Raw genomic sequence first — 23,922 nt, 5'->3', positions numbered from 1 at the left:
CAGCCGGGCACCCGTTCACGAACTATGGCGTCCGAAGTGATAATTCGCCTGAATCCAGAGCTGGCGGCCATAGATGTCGTAATAGCCGATCGAGTAATAAGGCCAGCCGCCGCTCTTATCGACCGGGTAATTATCCGCCACATTGTTGACGATCACAGACAGCGACGCCTGCTTGGTGATGTCGTAGGACGCGCTCAGATTGACGACCGTATAGGGCGAGCGTTCCCCGCTATAATCGTTCTTCGGTACGCGGCCGTAGCGCTCGGCATAGGCCGTCAGCGTCAGCGCGCCGCGCTGATAGGTCAGCGTCGCGTTGGCGCGGTCCTTCCAGTCGGTCTGGTAGGCCGGATCGTTCAGATAATCGAACGCCGGATCGCCGGGGAACTGGGTGTAGCTGTGGCTCAGCACGCGGGTATATTGCCCGTTGAGCGTGAACTTGCCGACCTTCTCGATCGACCAGCGGACGTTCGCGTTGATGTCGATGCCCTGCGTCCGCTCGCTCGCCGCGTTGATCGGGCTGTTGCGGATCAGCGTCACCTGATTGGGATTGACCGTGGCGCCCGCCGGATTGCGCGTCACGCGCGCCGTATAATCCCGACAGATCGAGGAGTTGGCATCCACCGGCGAGCCCGAGACCGATTGGCCGAGGCGGCAATCCGCCTCCTGCCGGAGAAGCTGATCGACATCCAGAGACGTCACCTCGTTCTTGATATGGATGCGGTAATAATCGAACGAGATGTCGAAATGGTGGCTCGGCGTCCAGACGAAGCCCGCCGTCAGCGACTGGCCGCGCTCGGGCTTGAGCTGTTTGTTGCCGTTCTCCACATAGTTCATGTTGTAGAAGTCGGTGCAGCTCGAATAGGCCTGCCCATCCAGACGGCACTGATAATAATCCGTCTGGCTCGGATAATAGCCCTGCGTCTGCTGCTCGAAGACATAGTTCATGTCCGGCGCGCGGAAGCTCGATGACAGCGAGCCGCGAACCAGCAGCGAACGCACCGGGCGGAACTCGATGCCGCTGCCATAGGTGGCGGCCCCGATATGGTTGCCCCCATATTCGTAGCGGTCATAGCGCCCCGCCCCCGACACCGTCAGCGAACGCAGAATCGGCACGCGCACTTCGCCCGCGATCGCCTGCCGCTGGCGCTTGCCATAGCTCGGCAGCGAGGCGGCGGTGTTCCAGTAGACGCCATCGTTGATCTGCGGATCGGGATCGTTGGAGAAACTGTTGTCACCCACCTCGATCGCGCCCGCCACTTCCAGCGGGCCTGCCGGCAGGTGCAGCAGCGTGCCGTTCACCGAGAGGCTGCCGTCCTGCAACTCCGTCCGCGTCCGCGTGAGCGAGGCCTGGCTGAGCTGGCCGAACTCACCCGGCGTCAGCGCGGTGAAGAGGCGGGAAGCCGGCGCGTCATAGGCGGCGAAACCGTCGACGGTGCCCTGCTGCTGGCCGAGATAGAAAGCGTCGATCCCGCTCAGCAGGCGCACGCGCGTCTGGTCGCTGCGATATTGGGAGCGGTTGTAGGACAGATCCCAGTGCCAGCTATCGCCCAGCCGGCCGCGCAGGCCGGTGGTGATGTTCCAGGACTGCTCGTCATAGCCGCTGGCCGTGCCCATGCGGCCGCCCGTCTCCTCCGACGTCAGCGTGTGGGACCAGCTCTCCAGCCGGCTTGTCGCGAGATTGTAGAAGGTGGACGACCAGGTCAGCGAGCGCACGACATTGGCGATGTCGCTCTGCGTGTAGAGGCCGCCGGCATAGAAATCGATGTCGTCGGTCAGGTGATAGGTGGCGTGGCCATAGAAACTCTGGGAGTCCTTCTTCGTCTGGATCGTGCGGCCGTTATAATAGGCGTCGCTGCCGCAATAGCTGCCGCCCCGCGGGCTCGACACCTGGCGGACGGTGCCGCCCTGAAGACCACCCAGCGCATCGCAGGCGCCGGCGGGCGGATCGTAATAGGCGCGCGTCGATGGATTGCTGATCGAGAACATCGATGGCGGAATCTGCGGCAGATCGGGCGTCGAGTAGCGCGAGTAGGAGCTGGCGATCCTGCGATCGCCCCAGAAGATCGGATCGCGCGAGCTGATCTCGCCGCCCACCACGACATCGAGCCTGCCGATGCTGGTGCCGCCGATGAACTGGCCGCGGATGTTCTTGCCGCCGCCCTGCTTGGTGTTGCCGACGCGCAGATTGACGTCGAGCCCGTCCATCTTCTCCTTGAGCTTGAGATTAACCACCCCGGCGATCGCATCCGAGCCATAGACCGCGCCCGCGCTGCCGCTGAGCACTTCGAGCGAATCCACGAAGGCATTCGGGATGTTGGCGAGGTTCACCGCGTTGACCGCACCGTCATAGGCGACGGGATAGTCCGCGAGGCGACGTCCGTTGACCAGCACGAGGCTGTGATTGGGGCCGAGGCCGCGCAGGTTCACGAAATTGGCGGCGGGCGTGAAGGTGCTGCCGAAATCCTCGCCCTGCACATAGCCGGTGTTTTGCGGCAGCGCGGTCAGCGCGTCGAAGACGCTGCGGAAGCCGCTCTTGTCGATGGCATCGCCGGTCAGGATGGTGACCGGAGCGGCCCCCTCGGTCTGCCGCCGCGCGATACGCGAGCCGGTGATGACGATCGCCTCTGGCTGTGTGGCCGTGTCGTCTGTCTGTCCCTCTACGGTCTGCGCCTGCACCATCGATGCCTGCATCAGGCCCAGCGTCGATACCGTCAGGCAAAAAAGAAAATGGCGGGAAATCATAAGCAACACCCCCTTGAACTGATCCGGCGCCTGCATAGCGAGGCTCAGGATAATTCCCTACTCAATAAGTAGGCATTTTTCATTGAAGCCCCTCAAGCCGAGCTTCAGGCCCCGGCTTATCGCCCTCATGGAGCCCAACAGGATGGCCATGCGCCCGGACGAAACCCTCAAGCGGCGAGCCGTGTTGCCAGTCGGGCTCGTTACACCCACATTCAGCTTCGGAACTGAACGGGAGACCCAGAATGAGCCTTTCCGTCCGCTTTGACCGAGATATTCCTCTCTCTCACATCGATAATGGCGTCGTCTGGCTGAATGCGGCGGACGACAAGGGCGAGCCCCTGTCCGTCACGCTCCCGCTCGCGGACTGGAGCTATCTGAGCAACCGCCCCGGCGGTAGGCACGCAGGCGGAGATTCGCACGAATTCGCGCTCAGCCAGATCGAGGGCTTCCTCCGCTCGATCGAACTGGACACCGTGCCCAGTTCGCGGCTCGTGCGCGTCGCCATGACGGACCGAATCTGAACCGGGCGGACCTTCGGATATTGCGCCGAAGCGCCCGGAAGGCACGCCGGCCGACGATTGCGACCTGGAGGGTTTCGGCCTTATTTTCGCCTTAATCTGAAAGGCTCCGCGGAAGGGATCGCCATGGTCGCAATGGCCTGTCGCACGCCGATCTGTCTGGCCGTCCCCGATCTGGGCGGCGTGACGCCGCGCCATTGGCTTGCCCTCTGGCAGCGGCGGCACGACGATTTCCATCGGATCGACATGGGCGCCTGGGATGATCCCCTCCGCAACAGCGCGCTCAGCCATATCGACGAGAATGTCCGGCGAGCGCGTGCGCCCGTCATTCTCGTCGCGCATGGCGTCGGCGCGCTCGCGGTGGCCTGGTGGGCGGCATTGCTGGGCAAGCGTGCCGCACGGCGGGTGCAGGGCGCCCTGCTCGTCGGGCCTGTCGATGCGGAACGGGCCGATGCCGAGGAACGCGTCCGTCGATTCGGCCCCATTCCCACGGCGATGCTGCCATTCCCCTCCATCGTCGTGGCGAGCGAGAATGATCCTTATGTCGATCTCGACCGGGCACGGGATATCGCGAGCGAATGGACCAGCGATTTCGTCAATGCCGGCCCCGTCGGGCATTTCGGGACGGATGCGAGGCTCGGACACTGGCCTCTGGGCGAGCGGATGCTCGACATCCTCATGAGCGGCGGCCCCGGCCTCTCGCGCTATACCTATCGACCGGAGCCTCCCGTCCGCACCAGCGTGCGGCGGCAGATCGAGAAGGTTCCGGGAATGCATCGCGCCGGGCTTTGAACCGGGCGCCGGTGATCGAACGCGGCTCTCGTTATCTGCGATCGATCTCCACCGCGCGCTAGATCTGGGCCGCTTCGAGATTGATATGCCCCGCCGGCAATTGCGCCCCGGAAACATGCTCCCGTTCGGCGAAGGCCTGGTGGATCACGCTGCCCGGCGGCACGTCTTCGGTGAGCCAGACGTTGCCGCCGATGATCGCGCCACGACCGATCGTCACCCGCCCGAGGATGGTCGCGCCGGCATAGATGACGACATCGTCCTCCACGATGGGGTGGCGCGCGAGCCCCTTGGTCAACGCACCCGAGGCATCGGTCGGGAAGCTTCGGGCGCCGAGCGTGACCGCCTGATATATCCGCACCCGATCCCCGATCACCGCGGTCTCCCCGATCACCACACCGCTGCCGTGATCGATGAAGAAGCTGGAGCCGATATGCGCGCCGGGATGGATGTCGATCCCCGTCCCGCTATGCGCGATCTCGGAGATGATCCGCGCCACCAGCGGCACGCCCAGTTCATGGAGCCGGTGGCCGAGTCGATGATGGATGATCGCCAGCACGCCGGGATAGCAGAGCAGCACCTCATCGACGCTGCGCGCGGCCGGATCGCCGCTGTAAGCCGCCTCCACGTCATGGTCGAGCACGCGGCGCAACGACGGCAAGGCGGCCGCGAAACCGCCGATGATCCGCGCCGCCTCCCGTTCGATCTCCGATGCGGAGGCGTCCGGTCGATCACAGCCCAGTTCCAGCCGAATCTGGCCGAAAAGCCCGGTGAGAGCGCTCTGAAGCGTCTCGGCGACGAAGCTCTCTTCCGTCTCTCTGCGCACGAAGCTCGGCCCCAGCCGGAGCGGAAACAAGACACCGCAGAGCTGGGTGACGATCCGCTCAAGGCTCAGACGCGACGGGAACCTCGCCTCTTCACTCCCGCTATGGTCGCGATGTGCCGCACGCCAATCCCGCCGCGCGGCTTTCAACTCGCGAGCCAGCGCCTCGGCATCCCAATATCCACCCTCCATTTTCGGAAGCTGATCGTCGTCGCCCATCGCCAATTCCTGTCTCCGGCATCGGCCGCCATCACCCGAAACTGCGACCGATAGCGGAGAGCATCAATGGCCTGAATGGTGTTTTGTGCCGTTTGCCCGCCGTCGCATCGTGCAACCGAGGGGAGGAAATTGCGGGCTTCGATCCCGGCCCTCAAGTCCAATCGGCAATGACATCGTTCGAAGGCTCAAAATATCCAGCCGCATCTCCGCCGGATAAGGTTTGACCGACGGAGCAATACATAGGTGCAATAGCTTTGGCCGCCTTCGCACCCGAAGATCGATTGAAAGCCTCACCCCATTGCCCCGCGATCCGAGGAAAGGACATGGCCATGAAGATCCTGATGGTTTTGACCTCACACGACGAGCTCGGCGACACCGGCCGCAAGACGGGCTTCTGGCTGGAGGAGTTCGCCGCGCCTTATTTCATCTTCAAGGATGCGGGCGCGGAGATCATGATCGCCTCCCCGAAGGGCGGCCAGCCGCCACTGGACCCGAAGAGCAACGAGCCCGAATTCCAGACCGAACTCACCCACCGCTTCGAGGCCGATCCCGATGCCCAGAAGGCGCTGGCGAACAGCGTGCGGCTCGACGGCGTTTCGCATGAGGGCTTCGATACGGTCTTCTATCCCGGCGGACACGGCCCGATGTGGGATCTGGCCGAAGACATGAACTCGGTGCGGCTGATCGAAAGCACGCTCGCGGCCGGCAAGCCGCTGGCGCTGGTTTGCCACGCGCCGGTCGCCCTCCATCGCGCCCGCAAGCCAGACGGCACCCCGCTGGTACAGGGCAAGCGGGTAACCTGCTTCACCAACAGCGAGGAAGAGGCGGTCGGCCTCACCAAGGTCGTCCCCTTCCTCGTCGAGGACGCACTGCGGCGTCTGGGTGGAATATACTCCAGCGCCGACGACTGGCAGCCGCATGTCGTTTCCGACGGCCTGCTCATCACCGGCCAGAGCCCCGCCTCTTCCGGCCCGACGGCGGAGACGCTGCTCGAGCGCTTCGCACCGCGCATCCGGGCCTGATGCCCACGCCCTCGAGGCTGAGGACAAGAACATGAACCACCCGATCGACATGAAGCTCGAAGCGATCGTCCTTCCGGTCGCGGATGTGGATCGCGCCGCCGCCTTCTACGGCCAGCTTGGATGGCGGGTGGACGCCGATATCCGTACCGAAGGCGGCGGCCGTATTCTGCAATTCACGCCGCCCGGCTCGCCCTGCTCGATCCTGATCGGGACGGGGCTGACGCCGTCCGCGCCGGGCTCGACCCAATTCGTCCACCTCATCGTATCCGATATCGAGGCGGCGCGGGCCGAACTCGTCGGCAAGGGCGTGGATGCAAGCGAGGTCTTCCACGATGCCGCGGGCGGCTACAACCGCTTCGATCCCGCCGCGCGAGCCAGCGGACCGGACCCGGAACGACGCAGCTACGCCTCGTTCCTGACCTTCAGCGACCCGGACGGCAATGGCTGGGTGCTTCAGGAGATCACGACCCGTTTCGAAGGCCGGATCGACACAGGCGCGACCGGCTATGCCTCGGCGGGCGATCTCAAGGACGCACTCAAACGCGCCGCCGCCGCCCATGGCGAACATGAGGGGCGCATCGGCGCGCCGGACGCGGATTGGCCGGACTGGTATGCGGCTTATATGGTGGCGGAGCAGAGCGGCGTGCCGCTTCCGACCTGAGACGCGCTCCCGCTCAGGTCGAGGGGCTCCACCGCCTCGCCGATCAACAGCAACGTCGGCTCCTCTTCGGCAATGGCCTTGACCAGGAAGGGGAGCGCCGACAGCGTGCCGTGGATCAGTCGCTCGCGCGGCAGCGAGACGTTGACGGCCACCAGAACGGGCATGGCGGGCGACATCCCGGCTTTGATGAGCGATCGCGACACTTCGGCCGCCGCCGATCGCCCCATATAGACGCCCAGCGTGGTCGAACTGCCCACCAAAGCCTTCCAGTCCAGATCCAGCCTCTCCCCATGGCGAACATGCGCGGTGACGAGCGTCATCCCCCGCGCCAGCCCCCGCAGCGTCAGCGACACGCCGGCCGAGGCCGCCGCCGCGCTGGCCGCCGTGATGCCGGGGCAGATGCGCACGATCACACCGGCGCGGGCGAGATGCCCGATCTCTTCGGCGGAACGGCCGAAAATCGACGGGTCGCCGCCCTTGAGTCGCACCACGCGCCGCCCGGCCGATGCCGCCGCGAGAAGCAGGTCGTTGATGCTGCCCTGATCCTTCGAATGCCGCCCCGAACGTTTGCCGACGCTCACCCGCTCGACATGCGGCGGCACGCAATCGAGCACGCCATGCCCCACCAGAGCATCGTGGAACACCACATCCGCCTCGCGCAGCAGACGTTCGGCCTTGCGCGTCAGCAGCTCCGGGTCGCCCGGTCCGGCACCGACCAGCCAAACATCGCCCGGCGCGAACATGCTGTCATTGTGTGGCATGAAGAGCCTCCCTTCGGGCATGGATGATCTGCGCGATCTTCGGGCGACAGGAGCCGCAATTTGTCCCCGCCTGAAGCGCCTTGCCCACCGCGGCGACATCGGCGAGCGCCTGCGAGGCGATCGCTTCCGTCAGCGTGTTCAGCCCGACGTCGAAACAGGCACAGACGATCGGCCCACGATCCGCCTGCGCACCGGCGGCGCGCCCGGCCAACACTGCCGCACCGGCCTCGCCACCCAATTGCTCGATGAGCCAGTCGCGGGACGGCAATCCTCCGTCCCGAACGGTGAAGAGGGTCGCCTCCAGACGTCCGTCGACGAGGATGGCCGTGCGCCGCGCGCCGCGTCGCGCATCATGCACCTCGATACGCTCGCCCCTGGGCAGGCAGGCGTCGAGACGGGCGACGTCGCCGATACCGGCCAGTTCATAAAGGGTTCCGGCCGGCACCGTGACCCGCGTCGCCCAGAGACAATCGGGAGCCTGTGCCGCATATCCACGCAGCAGCAGGAAACCCCGCCATTCCACCGCCACCTTCTCGATGCGCGCGGGCGTCTGCTTGAAGCCGGGCTGGCCGGAATGCGGATCGGTGAGCGGGCGCGGCAACAGCCCGGTGCGACCGCCGGTGGATTGACGGTCGGTCCAATGGATCGGCGTGAACAGCTCGCCGCGCCGCTGCCCCTTGCTCAGCGTCACGCGGAACAGGCTTTTGCCCTGCGGAGTCCAGACGAGCGCGATGTCCCCTTCCCCGAACCCCTGCGCCTCGGCATCGCTCGGGTGGATTTCAACCATCGGCTCCTCGCGATGACGGGACAGTTTCGGCGAGAGGCCGGTCCGCGTCATCGAGTGCCACTGGTCGCGATAGCGGCCCGTGTTGAGTGTCATGGGCCATGCCTGGAGCGGACCAGCCAGCGGCGCCTGCTGCACGCGGACGAGGCGCGCCCGCCCGTCCGGCGTCGGGAAGCGACCATCCGCAAACGGGCGCCCGCCCCATTGGAACGGCCCCATCCCGTCATAGGCATGGTTGCCGATCGCCGGATGACCGCTCAGGTCGAACAGGCGCCTGCCTTCGTTCTGATAGGCGGAAAGCCGCGCATGTTCGCGCCAGATATCGGCGGGTCGATCATAGGCGAAGCCATGGCCCCAGCCCATGCGCCGGCCGACTTCGCTGATGATCCACCAGTCCGGCCGCGCCTCGCCGGGGAGCTCGAACAGAGGCCGCTGCCGGCTGATCCGGCGCTCGGAATTGGTGACCGTGCCGTCCTTCTCGCTCCATCCGGCGGCCGGCAGACGGACATGGGCATGGTGCGTCGTATCCGTCTCGGCGATCATGTCGGAGACGACGACGAAGGGACAGGCCGCCAGTGCCTCGCGCACGCGGCTCGCATCCGGCATCGAGACGGCCGGGTTGGTCGCCATGATCCACAGCGCCTTGATCCGCCCCTCACCGACCGCGCGGAACAGGTCGACCGCCTTCAGCCCCGGCTTCGTCGCCATGCGCGGCGCAGCCCAGAAGCGACCGACCCGCGCGACATTCTCGGGCGCGAAGTCCATGTGCGCGGCAAGGCTTGAGGCGAGCCCACCCACCTCGCGCCCGCCCATCGCGTTGGGCTGACCGGTGATCGAGAAGGGCGCGGCGCCCGGCTTGCCGATCCTTGCCGTGGCGAGGTGGACATTGATGATCGCGTTCACCTGATCCGTGCCGCGCAGCGACTGGTTGATGCCCTGGCTGAACAGCGTGACCGTGCGTGGGTGCGCCGCGAAGAGATCGTAGAAGCGCTGGAGATCGGCCGGCGACACGTCGCAGGCCTTCGCCACGGTCCAGAGATCCTGCTCCGTGTCCAGCGCCTCCCAGAAACCTTCCGGGACATTCACGCTGGCCGCCAGATAGGCCTGATCCACCAGCCCCTCGCGCCGACAATGTGCAAGCAGGCCGTTCATCAACGCCACGTCGGTGCCCGGACGGATGGCGAGGTGGAGGTCCGCATCCTCGCACGTCTCCGTCCGCCGCGGATCGACCACCACCAGCTTCGCGCCCCGCGCCGCCCGCGTCGCCTGCATCCGCTGATAGACGATCGGGTGGCACCAGGCGGTGTTGGAGCCGATCAGCACGAACAGATCCGCCTCGTCGAGATCGTCATAGGAGGCGGGCACCACATCCTCGCCGAAGGCGCGGACATGGCCCGACACCGCGCTCGACATGCAGAGCCGCGAGTTGGTGTCGATATTGGCCGAGCCGATGAAGCCCTTCATCAGCTTATTGGCGACATAATAGTCCTCGGTCAGCAACTGGCCCGAGACGTAGAAGGCGACGCTGTCCGGCCCATGCCGCGCGATCGCCTCCTTGAACCGGCGGGCGACGAGATCGAGCGCCTTGTCCCAGCCCGCCCGCTTCGCCCCGATCATCGGGTGGAGCAGGCGCCCCTCCAGCCCCACCGTCTCGCCGAGATGCGTGCCCTTGGAACAGAGCCGCCCGCGATTGGCGGGGTGATCGGGATCGCCCTTGATCGCGACCGAACGCTCCCCCAAAGGCGTCGCCAGGACGCCGCAGCCGACGCCGCAATAGGCGCAGGTCGTGCGGATCGCCCCGCTCACCTCAGGCGGCCGCCTTCAGCGTCGAGGCGCGGCACAGCAGCACCCGCCCGCCGCTCACCTTCACCGGGATGGTCGGCGTGCAGCCCTTGTCCTCGCCCTGCGCCTCGCCCGTCGCGAGCGCGATCCGCCAGTTGTGCAGCGGGCAGGAAACGCTGTGGCCATGGACGATGCCTTGGCTGAGCGGCCCCTTCTTGTGCGGGCAGCGGTTCGCCAGCGCGAACACCTTGTTGTCGGCGGTGCGGAAGACGGCGATCTCCTCGCCCCCCTCGACCGGCACGGTGCGCGAGCCCCGCACCGGAATCTGCTCCAGCCAACCGATATCGAGCCATTCTCCGATCATCCGATCACTCCGCTGCCAGAGGCATGAAATGCGCCATGTGCGCGTGCTGCTCGCGATCCTGACCGGCGGCGCGCTCGGCCCAGGGATCGTCTTGCGAGAAGCTCTGAGAGAGGTGGAAGCGCGCGGCCAGCGCCTCGCGGCCTTCGTCGTCGTCGACGATCCGCGCCTTGAGATAATCGAGGCCGACACGCTCGATCCATGGCGCGGTGCGCTCCAGATAGCGCGCCTCCTCGCGATAGAGCTGGATGAAGGCGGCGCAGTGCTCCATCGCCTCCGGCTCGGTCGAAACCTTGCAGAGCAGATCGGTCGCGCGGACCTTGATGCCGCCATTGCCGCCGACATGCAGCTCGTAGCCCGAGTCCACGCAGATCACGCCGAAGTCCTTGATCGTCGCCTCGGCGCAGTTCCTCGGGCAGCCGGAAACCGCGATCTTGAACTTGTGGGGCATCCACGAGCCCCAGCTCATCTTTTCGAGCTTCACGCCGAGCCCGGTCGAATCCTGCGTGCCGAAGCGACACCATTCGGAGCCGACGCAGGTCTTCACGGTCCGCAGCGCCTTGGCATAGGCATGGCCGGATACCATTCCCGCCGCGTTGAGATCGGCCCAGACGGCGGGCAGATCCTCCTTCCTGATGCCGAAGATGTCGAGCCGCTGACCGCCCGTCACCTTGACCATCGGCGCGTTATATTTCTCCACCACATCGGCGATGGCGCGCAGCTCGCGGGGGTTGGTCAGCCCGCCCCACATGCGCGGCACGACGGAATAGGTGCCGTCCTTCTGGATGTTGGCGTGGAGGCGTTCGTTGACGAAGCGGCTCTGCTGGTCGTCGCGATACTCGCCGGGCCACGCGCAAAGCAGATAATAGTTGAGTGCCGGGCGGCAGGATGAGCAACCGTCCGGCGTCGACCAGTGCAGCTTCTGCATCACCTCGGGGATCGACTTCATCCCCTGCGCGACGATCTCGCGGCGGACGTCGTCATGGCCGAAGCTGGTGCATTTGCAGAGCGTCTTCACCGCACGCTCACCGGCATATCCATCGCCCAGCGTGAGGGTGAGGAGCTTCTCCACCAGCCCGGTGCAGGAACCGCAGGAGGCCGAGGCCTTGCAGGTGCCGCGAACCGCATCGAGCGTGGTCGCTCCGCCTTCGATGCAGGCCACCACCTGCCCCTTGGACACGCCGTTGCAGCCGCAGACTTCCGCATCGTCCGCCAGCGCCGCAACGGCTTCAAGAGGGTCCGCCTGCCCACCTCCGAAGGCATAGGCCTGCCCGAAGATCAGCATGTCGCGGATGGCCGAGACGTCCTCGCCCTTCTTGAGCAGGTCGAAATACCAGCCGCCGTCCGCCGTATCGCCGTAAAGCACGGCACCGACCACGCGATCGTCCTTCACCACCACGCGCTTGTAGACGCCGCGCGAGGCGTCGCGGAGCACGATGTCCTCCGCGCCATCGCTCCCGGAAAAATCGCCCGCCGAGAAGACATCCAACCCCGCGACCTTGAGCTTGGTCGAGGTGACGGAACCGCGATAGCCGCTATGCTGCCCGACCAGCCCGTCGGCGAGGCTGCGGCACATCTCCCAGAGCGGCGCCACGAGGCCGTAGACGTTGCCGTCATGCTCGACGCATTCGCCGACCGCGAGCACGTCAGGGTCCGACGTGACCATATGATCGTCGACCTTGATGCCGCGTCCGATCTCCAGCCCGCACGCCCGCGCCAGAGCGACCGAGGGGCGGATGCCGACCGCCATCACCACGAGGCTGGCGGGTATCTCGCGCCCGTCCTTCAGGCGGATGCCCTCGACATGGCCGTTGCCGAAGATTTCAGCGGTGTCAGCGCCGGTGAGGATGGTCTGCCCGCGCGCTTCCAGTGCGGACTTGAGCAGCCATCCCGCCGCCTCGTCGAGCTGGCGCTCCATCAGCGTCGGCATGATGTGCAGCACCGTCACCTTCATGCCGCGCAGCGTGAGCCCGTGCGCTGCTTCCAGCCCGAGCAGACCGCCGCCGATCACCACCGCATCGCCGCCCTGCGCGGCCGCGGCCAGCATGGCGTCGACATCCTTCATGTCGCGGAAGCTGATGACGCCCGGCAGATCCTTGCCCGGCACCGGGATGATGAAGGGATCGGAGCCGGTGGCGATCAGCAGCTTGTCGTAGGAGACGCTCCGCCCCGACTGCGCCGTGACGCGCTTCGACCCGCGATCGATCGCCACCACCGGATCGCCGACCACCAGTTCGATGCCGTTTTCGGCATACCAGGCGCGATCGTTGATGACGATCTCGTCGAATGTCTTCTCCCCGGCGAGCACGGGCGAGAGCATGATGCGGTTATAGTTCACATGCGGCTCGGCACCGAAAATGGTGACGCGGTAGCGCCCCGCATCCCGCGCCAGAAGTTCCTCCACCGCGCGGCAGCCCGCCATGCCGTTGCCGACGACGACGAGGTGCGGGAGGCCATCGACCCGGTCGACCGCCACCTCTCCCTCGACATTGTCATGCCCATAGAAATCCATGCCCGCTGCTCCAGAAACGAAAAAGGCCGCCATCCAGACCTCGCGCGTTGCGAAGTCTGGATGGCGGCCTTGCCTGCATCGTGAACCGGCGGGAAAACCGCCGGGGCGATGTGCCGAAACCGCCCGTCGATGGAGGGTTCCGACTATGTCGGATCGAGCGCCCTTGCCCGATCGTTTTCAAGAATGCCTCGATTCCCCGTCGCGCTCAAGCCTGTTTTTGCGCTGCGGCATAAAACGGTCGATCAGATGCGAACACCTCTCCCGGCGGCTTCCCATGTCGCACGCCAGCGACGCTTGACGACGGTGATGCAGAAGGCCGCGGCCAGCGCCAGCGCGGCGAAGATCAGGAAGCCCGGCTGATAGCTGCCGGTGAACTGCCGCGCGATGCCGAGCGAGGAGGCCAGATAGAAGCCCCCGATCCCGCCGGCCATGCCGACCAGCCCGGTCATGACGCCGATCTCCGCGCGAAAGCGCTGTGGCACGAGTTGGAAGACCGCGCCGTTCCCCGTGCCGAGCGCCAGCATCGCCACCACGAACAGGCCGAGCGCGCTTCCCATCGTCGGCGCGCCACTGACGCCCGCCAGCGCCAGCGCGGCGACGAGATAGACCATCGTCAGCGTCCTGACGCCTCCGATCCTGTCCGCCAGCGCGCCGCCGAGCGGGCGCACCAGCGAGCCGGCGAACAGACAGGCCGCCGTGCAACCGCCTGCCACGACGCTGCTCACGCCGAACCGGTCGGTGAAATAGATGGGCAGCGATGCCGCCAGCCCGACAAAGCCGCCGAAGGTGACGCCGTAGAACAGCATCAGCCACCACGCGTCAGCGGTCCTCAAAAGCCCTCCATAAGCGGACAGGCGACGCGGAGCTGTCTCGCCGGGCGCGTCCTTCGCCAGGACGATATAGACCACGAACACGATCGCGAGCGGGATGCAGGCAAGGCCCAGCACCGCGTTCCAGCCGAGCATCTTCGCCAAAGCCGGCGCGAACAGCGAGGCCAGCACCGTCCCCGAGTTGCCCATGCCGGCGATCCCCATCGCCTTGCCCTGATGCTCGGGCGGATACCAGCGGCTGGCCAGCGGCAGAGCGACCGCGAAGGACGCCCCCGCAAAGCCGAGGATCACGCCGAGCGCCAGCGTTCCGCCGAAGCTGTCCACGCCGAGCAGCCAGGCGGAGAACAGCCCGCCAAGGACGATGATCTGGCCGACCGCGCCCGTGCGCTTGGGGCCGATGCGATCCACCAGCAGACCGTTCACCACTCGCAGCACCGCGCCGGCCAGCGTGGGGGTCGCGACCATCAACCCCTTCTGGGCCGGCGTCAGATGCAAGGCACGGGCGATCTCCGGCGCCAACGGGCCGAGCAGCACCCACACCATGAAGGCCATGTCGAAATAGAGGAAGGCGGCGATGAGTGTTGGCCGGTGCCCCGCCTTCCAGAAGCCGCCGACATCCCCGGTGCGCTCTTCATCCTTCCAATAGACCGTCGCCATATCGAACCCCCGATCGTCGTCCGCCGGACACGAAAAAAGCCGCCTCCGGCCCCTCGCGCTCGCGACGGCCGGACAGCGGCTCTGCTGATCTTGCGATGGAGAGCGGCCCCCGCATTGGGGCGCGTCTCCGCTAGGCGCGCATCATCGCGCGACGGGCCAAGTGTTCCGCAAAGCCGTCGCCTTCGCAAGTGCAAAAAGTGCGGCGCTCAACGCGGACGGAGCCCTTCGAGATAAGCCGCCAGATCGGCGGGATCGAAAATACGCCCGTCGAAGAAGCGGTCCGGCCCGAGCGTCAGGTCCGCGCGATGCGATCCTACGGCCGTGGGTGTCGTGAGCGCCCCCTCCACCTTCATGCTCGCGCCCGGCATCGGCGCCCCCGTCCCCGCCAAGGCCCGGCGATAGACGTCGGAGCTGAACACCGCCGCCGCCTGCCGCTCGGCTTGTTCCGAGGGTTCGGCCATCCCCCAGCGGACCATCTGCGAATAGATCCACAACGCCTGGCTCCGCCACGGGAAGGCGGCCGCCTCGCGGTGGAAGATCATCATGTCCGGCAACTCGACCGGATGATCGGCGGCACGCAGCGCCAGCCGGCCGGAAAGCGCCGGCAGGATCGTTTCCGTCGCCCGCCCGACATAGGCCGGCCGCGCCAGCAATTCGGCCAGTTCCTCCCGATTGGCGGGATCGTCGCACCATGCCGCCGCGCGATCCAGCGCCACCAGCAAGCGGTCGACCAGTTCAGGCCGTGCCTCCATCCAGTCGGTGCGGAAAGCGAGCACCTTCTCCACACCCCGCTGCCAGATGCGCGCGCCGACGGCGACGATCTCGGCCAGTCCTTCCTGCACGGCCACGCTGCTCCACGGCTCGCCCGCCATGAAGCCATCGATTTCGCCGCCGCGCATCGCCTCCACCATCAGCGAGGGCGGCAGCACGCGCAGCGCCAGATCCCGGTCGGGATCGATGCCGGCATAGCCCAGCCAGTACCGCAGCATCAGCGCATGGCTGGAATAACGATGGACGATGCCGATCACCGGCTTGCGACGATGCAGCCCGATCGCCGTGGCGAAATCGTGCGCGGCCGCGATCGGATCGGCGATGCGTCGCGCCGGATCGGGATCGAGCGCGGCGGCGAAGTCCGTCGCCATGGCCAGCGCGTTGCCGTTGACGTTGAGCTTGAACGGCGCGGACAGCGAGGCGGGATGCTGGCTCAGCCCCAACGTCACCGCGATGGCGAGTGGCGCGAGCATATGCGCGGCCTGCACCTGCCCATAGACCAGCCGATCGCGCAGCGTGGCCCAGGATTCGGTCCGCACCAATGCCAGATCGATATCATGCGCGGCGGCGAACCCCTTCTCCTTCGCGGCGACCAGCACGGCGCTGTCCGCCAAAGGGAGATAGGCGACGGAAAGCGGGGTCATGCGCGGCCTCCCAGCAGATCGCTGGCGGTGATGAGCGCCTCCGCCACCTCGACGATGCGCCGCCCCTGATTCATCGCGGTGGAACGCAGCAGGGCATAGGCATCCGGTTCGGAAAGGTTGCGACTGGTCATGAGAATATTCTTCGCCCTGTCGATGGTCTTGCGTTCGGCCAATGCGCTGCGCGCCTCGTCGAGTTCGCTCTGCATCCGCGCGAAGGCATTGAAGCGGCGGATGGCGAGATCGAGGATCGGCTTCACCCGCTCCTTGCGCAGCCCGTCGACGACATAGGCGGAGACCCCGGCGTCGATCGCGGCACCGATCATGTCGTCGTCGGACTGGTCCACGAACATCGCGATCGGCCGCGCCAGCGCACGGCTGACCACCAGCATCTCCTCCAGCGTGTCGCGGCTGGGGGAGCCGAGATCCATCAGCACCACGTCCGGCGCCATCCTCTCGATCCGAGCGACGAAGGCGCCGCGCGGCGGGACGATGTGGATATCGTCATAGCCGGCCTCGCGCAGCCCTTCCTCCAGCACGGAGGCGCGCAGGCCCGTATCGTCAACGATCATGATGCGCACGATCCGCGCCGCCCCTTTCTTCGCACTTGCGGTAGAGTGTTCGCGTCGCGGGCGATGGTCAATGGCCCTGCGCATCCTTTCTAATAGTCAGACATGAATTGGCAGGGTGCTACCGTTTACCAGGCCACCACTCGATCCGAACAAACCCATCGCCATGCTATTGCGCCAACTTGTCCGACATAATAGGCTAACTGAGAGCAGCCTGTGCGGGCGCCGGGAACAATCATATGGGAGCGGGCTAATGGCCGGGTCAGGTTGCGGGCGGCATGGGGCGGATGCCGGAAACTGGGCGAAACATGCGCGGTTGAGCCGACGGGGCTTTCTGGCGGGCACCTCCGCGCTGGCAGCGGCGTCGGCCGCGGGTGCCGTCGCTCCGCCTGCATCGCCCCGTGCCGCCAATCTCGCTCTCGTGGCGGTTCCCACCGCGTCCTTCTGCACGATGCCGTCCAAGCTGCCGCGCCTCAACGATGGGAAGGAGCCGAAGAATTCGGGCGATGCCGCGCCGATCGCCTTCGATTTCTCGCCCAGCACGGACGATCAATGGGTCCAGTATGACTGGCCGGAGCCGGTCTCCGTGGATCGGATCGACGTCTATTGGCAGGAAGGCAGCGAGGGCACTGAGCTGCCGGCCCGCTACCGGATTCTCTACTGGAACGGTTCGGGCTTCGTCCCGGTGGGCAACCCCCAAGGTTTGGGCGTGTCTCGGGATGCCTATGACAGCACGGGATTCGATCCCGTCCGCACCCCGCGACTGAGGCTGGAGATTTCCTCCAACGGGAAGAGGCCGGCCGGCATCCTGCAATGGAAAGTGTATGGGCCGGGCACGCCTCCCGCCCTCGCTCCGGCGGTAGCGGCAGGCCCGGACCGGACGGTGGTGCTTGGCGGCAAGACCTATCTGGCGGCGCAAATGAAGCAACTCGGGGCGCCGGCGAGCGCCTTCCGGTGGCGGAAGATCAGCGGGCCGGGCGATATCCTGTTCGCGAACGCAAGCACCGCCGAAACGAGCGCCATGGCGACCTCGGCCGGGGATTATGTGCTGGAGGCGAGCGCATCCGCCAACGGCAAGACCACTGCATCGCGTCTGCGGCTCCGCGCGCAGGCAGCCCCGCCGGCCGAGCGGCTGGAGGTGGTCTATACGACGCCCTACACGATCACGAGCCCCTTCTGGCGGGCGCGGGCCAAGGCGCTGATCGTCAACTGGATTCCACACTGCGTCGACTATTGCGAACGCACCGACCTCAAGGAAGGCAGAGGCGGGCTCGACAATTTCATCGAGGCGGCGAAAGCGTTGCGGGGCGAACCGCATAAGCCGCATCAGGGCTATGTCTTCTCCAACGCCTGGGTGCATCAGACGGTGGAATCGATGTGTCTCGCGCTGATGGTCGATCCGGCCGGCGATCCCGAGATCGTGGCGGCGCACGATGGGATGCGGGCCACGCTCGAACGCTGGATACCGATCATCCTCGCCGCCCAGCACCCGGACGGCTATCTCCAGACCGCCTATACGCTGGCCGATCGGAAGGAATGGCCGCAGCGCTGGGATCCTGCGCATCGCGGCAATCATGAAGGCTATGTCTCGGGATATTTCATCGAATCCGCGATCAACCATTACACGCTGACCAAAGGACAGGACCGGCGGCTCTACCATGCGGCCCGGCGACTCGCGGATTGTTGGGTGGCGAACATCGGGCCGGGCAAGAAGGCCTGGTTCGACGGTCATCAGGAGATGGAGCAGGCCCTCGTCCGCTTCGGCCGCTTCGTCAACGACATGGAGGGCGGAGGCCAGGGCGACGCCTATATCGCGCTCGCCCGCTTCCTGCTGGAATCGCGCCGGGGCGGCGATGAATATGACCAGAGCCACCTGCCGCCCAGCCGCCAATATCAGGCGGTGGGCCACGCGGTTCGCGCCGTCTATTTCTATTCCGGCATGGCGGACATCGCCGCCGAGACCGGCGATCGCGATTATCAGAGCGCCGTCGCGTCGCTTTGGGACAATATGGTCAATCGCAAATATTATGTCACCGGCGGCATCGGCAGCGGGGATTCTTCGGAGGGATTCGGCGACGACTATGCGCTGAAGAACGACGCCTATTGCGAATCCTGCTCAAGCTGTGGGCTGATTTTCTTCCAGTACAAGCTCAACCTTGCCTATCATGATGCGCGATATGCGGACCTCTATGAGGAGACCATGTATAACGCACTGCTGGGCGCGACCGATATCGACGGCCATCATTACACCTACACGAATCCGCTCATCAACACCGAGCGCTATGCGTGGCACGATTGCCCCTGCTGTGTGGGGAACATCCCCCGGACACTCCTGATGATGCCGACCTGGGCCTATGCGAAGAGCTCGCAAGGCCTGTTCGTCAATCTGTTCGCCGGCAGCCGGATCGATGTCGGCGAGGTGGCCGGCACGCGGGTGGAGATGGTGCAGGAGACGGACTATCCTTGGGCGGGCACGGTGGCGATCACCGTCAATCCGGCGGCACCGCGTCGTTTCGCGCTCCATCTCCGCGTGCCGGATCGCACGACGAGCGAGCTTTACGCCTCGACGCCCGAAGTGAGCGGGCTGCGCCGTCTGTCCGTCAACGGATCGGAAGTCAGGGCTCCCGTCGTCAACGGCTATGCGGTGATCGAGCGCGAGTGGAAGGCCGGCGACCGGGTCGATCTCGAACTGCCGATGGCCGTGCAGCGGATCGTGAGCCGGGATGTGGTGGCCGCGACAAAGGGCAAGGTCGCACTCCGCTACGGCCCCCTTATCTACAATAGCGAGGCCGCCGATCGGCAGCGGCTGGACGTTCCGCTCGGCAACGCCCCTCTGGCAACCGCGTGGCGGGGCGATCTGCTGAACGGCGTCATGACGATTACCGGCCAATGGGCGGACGGCGCTCCGATGCTGGCCGTGCCCAACTATGCGCGCATGAACCGCGCCGGGCCTTCACCCGAATTTCCCAGCCATCGGAAGGAAGGGCCGACGCTCTCGCAAGTCTGGATGTCCAGGACCACCTGAGGGCGGTGGCCTGTCAGCCCCCGATCCTGTTGGCGACATCGGGGGCATCGTGGAGGCGGAAATAGAGCGCTCCGTTGTCCGCCGGTCGCGGCACGGGCAGCGTGTCGGAGGCGTAGCCCGCCGGCACGGCCTGCGGATGCTCGAAACCGGGCGTCGCGGACAGGCTGTCGATCAGGAACAGGCCGCTTCCCGTGAGCGTACAGCCATCCGCCGGGGCGGCGGCACATTGCAACTGGGTCAGCGTCGGCAGGCGCACCAGCGTGCCGATGGGCAGCCAGTCGCTTTCCGCGCCATCGCGCACGATACGCGCCCTGAGCGCTCCGAAGGCGGACGGGCCGAGCAGCCGGCCGGGCTGGAAGGTGGCGATCAGAACATGGTCGTCGACGAAGGTAAGGCCGTTCGAGACGGTGAGCCGCGCCCCCTCCCCGCCCGACGCGGCGGCGATCTCGATGCTCTCCTGACCAGTCAGCCGGGCATTCCCGTCGGTTCGCAGCGAGAAGGTGAAGGTCGCGTTGCCGGGTATCTCGCTGTCGCTGCCGAGCGTGATCGCGACCGGCCCGCTCGCCGCCGCGCGTTGCACATTATGCGCGATCATGCTCGCGGCGAGCCGTGTCGGCGTGCGCGGCGCGGCGAGCACCACCTTGTCCGGCGACGCCCCGCCGGGGCCTGCGATCTCCACCGCCAGCGCGCCCTTTCCGTCGCCGGCGGGAAGCGCGATGCTGATCCGATCCGGGCCTTCCTTCTTCCATGTCGTCCTGACAGGCGCCGCACCGCCGATCTGGAGCGTCACGCCGGTGACGCACGCCGCCGCGCCGCCGACGAGCGTGGTCGTGCCTCCAGCCGAGGGAGGGCTGCTTGAGCCCGGCCGCCACTGGCCGGCCTGCAGGGCCTGCAAGCGCACCGTCGGGCCGTCGAACGGCTGGAAACCCCACACGCCATGTATGCGCCCTTCCAGCGGACCGGAGACCCCCGCCGGGAGCTTGCCCGCCATCATGATACGCAATCCGCCCTGCTCCACGTCCGGGATCGCCGGCAGATCGATGTCACGACCATCGGGCAGCTTCACGCGCAGGCTGAGGTCATGGGCATAATGCGTCGAATAGATGAGCGGCGCGCCGCTCATCGGCAGCAGCGGTTCGGCCGACTGGAGACAGAGCGACGGAGAAACCTCCGGCACCTGAAGCGGCGGCACATGCACGGGCGCCACCACCGGCAGGGGGGCGACCAGCACCGACTTCGGATTGTGGAAGGACGGCGGCGCGTTCAGAACCAGCCGCATCTGATCGCCGTCCATCGTCGCGAGCGCGGGGATATATTGATATTTCGCCGTGTGGATCGAACTGAAGATGCCGATGATATCTCGGATCGCCGCGATATAGGGGCTGTAATAGCCGAGCCCGCCCTGCGGCGTGGCGCTGAGCTGAAGCGCCAGATCCGCCCCCGGCCCGGCCACCGCCTCGGTGATGGCGTTGCTGTGCCCGTCGCTCAGCACCAGCGTCTCCTGGTTCTGGAGCAGGCAGGCGGATTGCAGCGACGGCATCTTGGTCAGGCAGTCGTCATTCACCTTCACCTGAAGGCTCCGCGCGAGCAGCGGCGCGATGCGCTTGAGCCGCTCCGGGTCGTCGGGCACAACCTTGCGGACCTCGCCGAGATAGGTGTCGAGCCGGCCATGGTCGAGCGAAGCCTGCGCCAGATCCTGCGCCGCTCGCACGAAGGCGCCCGGCCGGCCCTGCACGGAATTGCGCAAAGTCGAGAAGTCGCCGCCGGTTTCGGGCGCCAGGAACAGCACGACCTGCTGCGCGCCATCCGGCACGGTGAGCGAAAGGCCGGCCCGCGCCTTCTTGTTCTTCTTCCATGTTTCGGATTGGTAGAACCACTTGTCCGGTGGCGGGTTGGTCGATCCGCGCAGGAAGGCCGCGATCAGCAGATAATGCGCCGACTGATCCTTGGGCAGATCGGCCCGGATATCGAGCCTGTCGCCCGCGGAAAGCTGCGGCACCTGCGCGATGGGCAAGCTCTTGCCCTGATGCGTGACGGTGACGCGGAGCGTCGGCCCCGTCAGATCGAACGGAGCCGGATCGGCGGCGACGGCGCGGCTACCCAGCAGACCAGCGAGAAGGGAGGCGGACAGAAGAAGGCGACGATGCATGGGCGGGCTCATACACTGGAAAGGGTCTCGGATTCGCCCCCTGCCTGCCAGCGCTCGGCAAGATACAGAATGAACGGGAGCAAAGGTTCGAGATACAGACCCTTCAGCCCGGCAGCGGTTCCCAACGGAATATCGCTCCCGCGCCGGGCATTCAGGGTAGCGCTTGGCATCGCCGCAAAGCGCCCTAGGGTGCGGCGGATGGGCATTCTTCTCGAAATCTGCGTCGATGATCCGGCGGGCATCCGCGAGGCCGTCGCCGGCGGCGCCGATCGGCTCGAACTTTGCTCGGCCCTGGAGCTCGGCGGACTTACTCCATCGGCGGCCCTGATCGAGCAGGCGGTTGCCTCTGGATTGCCGGTCCACCCGATGATCCGCCTGCGTGCCGGCGGATATGTGCTGGAAGACGGCGACGTGCCTGTGATGATCGAGGAGATCCGCCTTGCACTCGCACGAGGCGCGGCCGGCGTGGTGGTGGGGGCGCTGTTGCCCGATGGCCGGCTCGATCGCGAGGCGATGGCCCGCTTCCGGGACGCGGCTCGCGATGCGACGATCGTGCTGCACCGGGCGATCGATCTCTCCGTCGACCCGGTTGCGGCCGTGGAGGAGGCCCGTGTCCTCGGCTACGACAAGATTCTGAGTTCGGGAGGGGCGGCAAGCGCGCCCGAAGGCGCCGCGACGCTGGCCCGCATGGTCGAGGTTGCGGGGCCGCATCTGTCGATCATGGCGGGGGCGGGCGTGCGTCCCGACAATGCCGCAGCGCTGGTCGCGGCCACCAGTGTGCGCGAGATTCACGGATCCGCCAGCCGGCCCGGTGCCCCGCCCGAGGAGAAGACGATATGTTTCGGCTTCGCCCAAGGCCCGCGCCGGATCACGGACCGCCGGATCGTAGCGGGAATAGCCGCCGCGATCGGACAGGCGGAAACGAGGGCATAACCCGGATCAAAGCCACCGCACGGGGCTTGGTCCGGCTGGATGATACAAGAGTGAGGAATATGCGAGAGGCAAGGCAGACGACCCGTATCCTGCTGGCGAGCCTGGTCGGCACGTCGGTCGAATTCTATGATTTCTATATCTACGCCACGGCGACCAGCCTCGTGTTCGGGCCGCTCTTCTTTCCGGCCAGTTCCGCATCCGCGCAGCTTCTGTCGTCCTATGCGAGCTTCGGCCTCGCCTTCCTCGCCCGCCCGCTGGGCGGCGCGCTGTTCGGCCATTTCGGCGATCGGATCGGCCGCAAGTCGACGCTGGTCGCCTCCTTGCTGCTGATGGGCATCTCCACGGCGGCCATCGCCTTCCTGCCAACCTATGCGATGGTCGGATGGCTCGCGCCCGCCCTGCTCTGCCTGCTGCGCTTCGGGCAGGGCATCGGTCTCGGCGGCGAGTGGAGCGGCGCCGCGTTGCTGGCGGTGGAGAACGCGCCACCGGGATGGCGGGCGCGATACGGCATGATGCCGCAGCTCGGTGCGCCGGTCGGCTTCCTTGCCGCCAATGGCTTCTTCCTGTTGCTGGGGCTTGGCCTCAGCCCGGATCAGTTCCGCGACTGGGGCTGGCGCATCCCCTTCCTCGCCAGTGCGCTGCTCGTCGGCCTCGGCCTGTGGGTGCGGCTCAAGCTGACCGAGACCGCCGCCTTCGCCGCCGCGATCGAGGAGGAGGCCCCTCCCCGCGTGCCGATCATGGAAGTCCTGCGAAGCCGTTTCGGCCCGGTGGTGGCCGCCACGCTGGGCGTCGTCGCCTGCTTCGCGCTCTATTATATCGCGACCGCCTTCACGCTCGGCTACGGCACCACCCAGCTCGGCTATCCCCGCCAGTCCTTCCTGGAGGCGCAGCTCGGCGCGATCCTGTTCATGGCGGCGGGCATCCTCTTCGCCGGCTGGCTGTCCGATCGGCTGCTGGACCCTCGGCGCGTCCTGATCTGGGGATGCCTCGGGACGATCGCGGCCGGCGCGCTGCTGGCGCCCCTCGTCGGCAGCGGGCAGATCGGCGGCGTTTTCCTGTTCCTGGCGCTGGCGCTGCTCACCATGGGCTTCGTGTACGGGCCGCTCGGCGCATGGCTGCCCGGTCTGTTTCCGCCGCAAGTCCGCTATACGGGCACCTCGCTCGCCTTCAACGTCGGCGGCATCATCGGTGGCGGCCTCACGCCCGCCATCGCGCAAGTCCTCGCCGAGCATGGCGGATTGACGTCCGTCGGCGTGTATCTGGCCGGCGCGGCGGTTCTCAGCCTGATCGGGCTGCTGCTGGCGAGCCGCTTCACCTTCTCCGCGGAGGCATTGGCCCAGCCCGGCCTCTGACCGCCCGCTCCTGCATTCGAA

The 23,922-nt window shown here is 66.6% G+C and carries 17 protein-coding genes; 7 read left to right on the top strand and 10 right to left on the bottom strand.

Annotation, left to right across the window (positions count from 1 at the left end):
• Positions 1–15: 15 nt before the first annotated feature.
• Complete coding sequence (locus FHS98_RS03450; RefSeq protein WP_167099807.1) at positions 16–2,742, bottom strand: TonB-dependent receptor plug domain-containing protein; 2,727 nt, start codon at positions 2,740–2,742, stop codon at positions 16–18.
• A 242-nt stretch (positions 2,743–2,984) separates the two neighbouring features.
• Between FHS98_RS03450 and FHS98_RS03445 the strand changes: the two genes are divergently transcribed.
• Both FHS98_RS03445 and FHS98_RS03440 read left to right on the top strand, forming a co-directional pair.
• Entirely contained in the window at positions 2,985–3,263 is a 279-nt protein-coding gene (locus tag FHS98_RS03445; RefSeq protein WP_167099804.1) for a hypothetical protein, read from the top strand.
• Positions 3,264–3,386: 123 nt separating this feature from the next.
• The gene (locus tag FHS98_RS03440) at positions 3,387–4,052 is read left to right on the top strand and encodes an RBBP9/YdeN family alpha/beta hydrolase (protein ID WP_167099802.1); all 666 of its coding nucleotides are present in this window, start codon (positions 3,387–3,389) and stop codon (positions 4,050–4,052) included.
• 58 nt (positions 4,053–4,110) lie between these two features.
• Here FHS98_RS03440 and epsC read toward each other — a convergent pair whose 3' ends face one another.
• Positions 4,111–5,091 carry a serine O-acetyltransferase EpsC gene (gene epsC / locus FHS98_RS03435; RefSeq protein ID WP_167099799.1) on the bottom strand — a complete coding sequence of 327 codons (981 nt, stop codon included), beginning with the start codon at positions 5,089–5,091 and terminating at the stop codon, positions 4,111–4,113.
• Positions 5,092–5,420: 329 nt separating this feature from the next.
• Between epsC and FHS98_RS03430 the strand changes: the two genes are divergently transcribed.
• A complete protein-coding gene (locus FHS98_RS03430; RefSeq protein WP_167100371.1) occupies positions 5,421–6,113 on the top strand; it encodes a type 1 glutamine amidotransferase domain-containing protein in 693 nt (230 codons plus the stop codon).
• Between the two features lie 31 nt (positions 6,114–6,144).
• Positions 6,145–6,774 (top strand): VOC family protein, encoded by a 630-nt coding sequence (locus FHS98_RS03425; protein ID WP_208401924.1) that lies wholly within the window; start codon positions 6,145–6,147, stop codon positions 6,772–6,774.
• On the opposite strand, the gene cobA is transcribed toward FHS98_RS03425, so the two are convergent.
• The 7 genes from cobA to FHS98_RS03390 all read right to left on the bottom strand — a co-directional run bounded on the left by cobA (position 6,732) and on the right by FHS98_RS03390 (position 16,454).
• The gene (cobA, locus tag FHS98_RS03420) at positions 6,732–7,535 is read right to left on the bottom strand and encodes a uroporphyrinogen-III C-methyltransferase (protein ID WP_167099796.1); all 804 of its coding nucleotides are present in this window, start codon (positions 7,533–7,535) and stop codon (positions 6,732–6,734) included. The genes FHS98_RS03425 and cobA overlap by 43 nt on opposite strands.
• A complete protein-coding gene (locus FHS98_RS03415; protein ID WP_167099793.1) occupies positions 7,522–10,125 on the bottom strand; it encodes a molybdopterin-dependent oxidoreductase in 2,604 nt (867 codons plus the stop codon). Before FHS98_RS03415 ends, cobA begins: the two co-directional genes overlap by 14 nt.
• 1 nt (position 10,126) lies before the next feature.
• The gene (nirD, locus tag FHS98_RS03410; protein WP_208401923.1) at positions 10,127–10,465 is read right to left on the bottom strand and encodes a nitrite reductase small subunit NirD; all 339 of its coding nucleotides are present in this window, start codon (positions 10,463–10,465) and stop codon (positions 10,127–10,129) included.
• 4 nt (positions 10,466–10,469) lie between these two features.
• Positions 10,470–12,974 carry a nitrite reductase large subunit NirB gene (gene nirB / locus FHS98_RS03405; RefSeq protein ID WP_167099790.1) on the bottom strand — a complete coding sequence of 835 codons (2,505 nt, stop codon included), beginning with the start codon at positions 12,972–12,974 and terminating at the stop codon, positions 10,470–10,472.
• A gap of 242 nt (positions 12,975–13,216) precedes the next feature.
• Complete coding sequence (locus FHS98_RS03400; RefSeq protein WP_167099787.1) at positions 13,217–14,461, bottom strand: nitrate/nitrite transporter; 1,245 nt, start codon at positions 14,459–14,461, stop codon at positions 13,217–13,219.
• Between the two features lie 206 nt (positions 14,462–14,667).
• Positions 14,668–15,876 carry a CmpA/NrtA family ABC transporter substrate-binding protein gene (locus FHS98_RS03395; protein WP_167099784.1) on the bottom strand — a complete coding sequence of 403 codons (1,209 nt, stop codon included), beginning with the start codon at positions 15,874–15,876 and terminating at the stop codon, positions 14,668–14,670.
• Positions 15,873–16,454 (bottom strand): ANTAR domain-containing protein, encoded by a 582-nt coding sequence (locus FHS98_RS03390; protein ID WP_167099781.1) that lies wholly within the window; start codon positions 16,452–16,454, stop codon positions 15,873–15,875. The genes FHS98_RS03395 and FHS98_RS03390 overlap by 4 nt, the downstream gene beginning before the upstream one ends.
• 439 nt (positions 16,455–16,893) lie before the next feature.
• Here FHS98_RS03390 and FHS98_RS03385 point away from each other — a divergent pair, with 439 nt between their 5' ends.
• Positions 16,894–19,467: a glycoside hydrolase family 127 protein gene (locus tag FHS98_RS03385; RefSeq protein WP_208401921.1), complete on the top strand. Its 2,574-nt coding sequence runs from the start codon at positions 16,894–16,896 to the stop codon at positions 19,465–19,467.
• A gap of 13 nt (positions 19,468–19,480) precedes the next feature.
• On the opposite strand, the gene FHS98_RS03380 is transcribed toward FHS98_RS03385, so the two are convergent.
• Entirely contained in the window at positions 19,481–21,616 is a 2,136-nt protein-coding gene (locus tag FHS98_RS03380) for a hypothetical protein (RefSeq protein ID WP_167099775.1), read from the bottom strand.
• 198 nt (positions 21,617–21,814) lie between these two features.
• Between FHS98_RS03380 and FHS98_RS03375 the strand changes: the two genes are divergently transcribed.
• Both FHS98_RS03375 and FHS98_RS03370 read left to right on the top strand, forming a co-directional pair.
• Positions 21,815–22,549 (top strand): copper homeostasis protein CutC, encoded by a 735-nt coding sequence (locus FHS98_RS03375; protein WP_167099772.1) that lies wholly within the window; start codon positions 21,815–21,817, stop codon positions 22,547–22,549.
• Positions 22,550–22,608: 59 nt separating this feature from the next.
• A complete protein-coding gene (locus tag FHS98_RS03370; protein ID WP_167099769.1) occupies positions 22,609–23,901 on the top strand; it encodes an MFS transporter in 1,293 nt (430 codons plus the stop codon).
• Positions 23,902–23,922 lie beyond the last annotated feature (21 nt).

The sequence above is a fragment of the Sphingomonas oligoaromativorans genome, assembly GCF_011762195.1.
Classification (GTDB): Bacteria; Pseudomonadota; Alphaproteobacteria; order Sphingomonadales; family Sphingomonadaceae; genus Solisphingomonas; species Solisphingomonas oligoaromativorans.
This window is presented reverse-complemented; position numbering and strand designations above follow the sequence as displayed.

Excerpts from the sequence above, each read along its gene's own strand:
- FHS98_RS03450 (WP_167099807.1), bottom strand. The coding sequence starts at position 2,742 with ATGATTTCCCGCCATTTTCTTTTTTGCCTGACGGTATCGACGCTGGGC.
- FHS98_RS03445 (WP_167099804.1), top strand. The coding sequence starts at position 2,985 with ATGAGCCTTTCCGTCCGCTTTGACCGAGATATTCCTCTCTCTCACATC.
- FHS98_RS03440 (WP_167099802.1), top strand. The coding sequence starts at position 3,387 with ATGGTCGCAATGGCCTGTCGCACGCCGATCTGTCTGGCCGTCCCCGAT.
- epsC (WP_167099799.1), bottom strand. The coding sequence starts at position 5,091 with ATGGGCGACGACGATCAGCTTCCGAAAATGGAGGGTGGATATTGGGAT.
- FHS98_RS03430 (WP_167100371.1), top strand. The coding sequence starts at position 5,421 with ATGAAGATCCTGATGGTTTTGACCTCACACGACGAGCTCGGCGACACC.
- FHS98_RS03425 (WP_208401924.1), top strand. The coding sequence starts at position 6,145 with ATGAACCACCCGATCGACATGAAGCTCGAAGCGATCGTCCTTCCGGTC.
- cobA (WP_167099796.1), bottom strand. The coding sequence starts at position 7,535 with ATGCCACACAATGACAGCATGTTCGCGCCGGGCGATGTTTGGCTGGTC.
- nirD (WP_208401923.1), bottom strand. The coding sequence starts at position 10,465 with ATGATCGGAGAATGGCTCGATATCGGTTGGCTGGAGCAGATTCCGGTG.
- nirB (WP_167099790.1), bottom strand. The coding sequence starts at position 12,974 with ATGGATTTCTATGGGCATGACAATGTCGAGGGAGAGGTGGCGGTCGAC.
- FHS98_RS03400 (WP_167099787.1), bottom strand. The coding sequence starts at position 14,461 with ATGGCGACGGTCTATTGGAAGGATGAAGAGCGCACCGGGGATGTCGGC.
- FHS98_RS03395 (WP_167099784.1), bottom strand. The coding sequence starts at position 15,876 with ATGACCCCGCTTTCCGTCGCCTATCTCCCTTTGGCGGACAGCGCCGTG.
- FHS98_RS03385 (WP_208401921.1), top strand. The coding sequence starts at position 16,894 with ATGCCGTCCAAGCTGCCGCGCCTCAACGATGGGAAGGAGCCGAAGAAT.
- FHS98_RS03380 (WP_167099775.1), bottom strand. The coding sequence starts at position 21,616 with ATGCATCGTCGCCTTCTTCTGTCCGCCTCCCTTCTCGCTGGTCTGCTG.
- FHS98_RS03375 (WP_167099772.1), top strand. The coding sequence starts at position 21,815 with ATGGGCATTCTTCTCGAAATCTGCGTCGATGATCCGGCGGGCATCCGC.
- FHS98_RS03370 (WP_167099769.1), top strand. The coding sequence starts at position 22,609 with ATGCGAGAGGCAAGGCAGACGACCCGTATCCTGCTGGCGAGCCTGGTC.